1 protein-coding gene is annotated in these 1,020 nt (G+C 74.3%); it reads left to right on the top strand.

Annotation, left to right across the window (positions count from 1 at the left end; translation table 11 throughout):
* Positions 1-95: 95 nt before the first annotated feature.
* Complete coding sequence (locus Q0L15_RS14635; protein WP_296605186.1) at positions 96-968, top strand: universal stress protein; 873 nt, start codon at positions 96-98, stop codon at positions 966-968.
* Positions 969-1,020: the final 52 nt, after the last annotated feature.

The raw sequence follows: 1,020 nt of genomic DNA, 5'->3' as shown, positions 1-1,020 counted from the left end.
AGTGCCCGGTCATGGTCGTGCCGCCCTCGGTGGTGCCGGAGCTGCCGGACCTCGTCCTCGAGGCCGGCGGACAGATCAGGAAGTAGGGGGCAGCCATGAGCGACAACGAGTTCCGAGTCCTCGTCGCGGTCGGACCGGACGGGGTCCGGGACGGCACGCTGGACTTCGCGGCGGCCGAGGCACTGCAGCGCGGCACCGGCGTCGAGCTGGTGCACGTCGTGCACTCGCTGGTCGTCGTACCGAGCAGGACCGACCAGGTGCAGGCGCTGGACACGGCGCTGCTCCGGGTCGGCCGCACGGTGCTGACCGACGCCGCGGAGCGGATGCGCACCCGCGTGGACGGGGCGGTCCCGCTGCGTACCGAGATCCTGTCCGGGCCGGTGCCCGCGACCATCGCCGACCGCGCCGCCGGGCGGGACCTGGTCGTCCTCGAGCGGCGCGACCCCGACGTGGTCGACCGGCTCCTGACGATGTCGGTGTCGACCCGGGTCGCCGCGCACGCGAAGGCGCCGGTCGTCGTGGTGCCACACGGCTGGGCACCGGCGGCGGGCCCGCTGCCGGTCACCGTCGGCGTCGACCACCCGATCGAGGCCGCGGGCCAGGTCGAGACCGCAGCGGCGTACGCCGTCGCCAGCGGCCGTGAGCTGCGGGTCCTGTACGCGATGTGGCTCGCCGAGCCGTACCAGGACACGTTCTTCGTCAACCACACGCGCGAGCAGTGGACGGCCGAGGCCGACGTGGAGCTGCAGCAGGCCCTGGAGAAGATGGGCGACCTCGGCACCACCGTGACCCGCGTCGTGCGCTGGGTCCGCCCCGTCGACGCGCTGGTCGACGCCACCCGCCGGTCGGCGGTGGTCGTGCTCAGCCGCCGTCCCGACCACGGTCCCCACGGGACCCATCTCGGTCCGGTCACCCGCGCCGTGCTGCGCCACGCCGCGTGCCCCGTGCTGGTGGTCGACCGCACCTAGCCCGACCCCAGGAGGAGTGATGGCACCCTCGATCGTTCGCACCGCCCACGCG

The organism is Nocardioides sp. (assembly GCF_024509035.1).
Classification (GTDB): Bacteria; Actinomycetota; Actinomycetes; order Propionibacteriales; family Nocardioidaceae; genus Nocardioides.
This window is presented reverse-complemented; position numbering and strand designations above follow the sequence as displayed.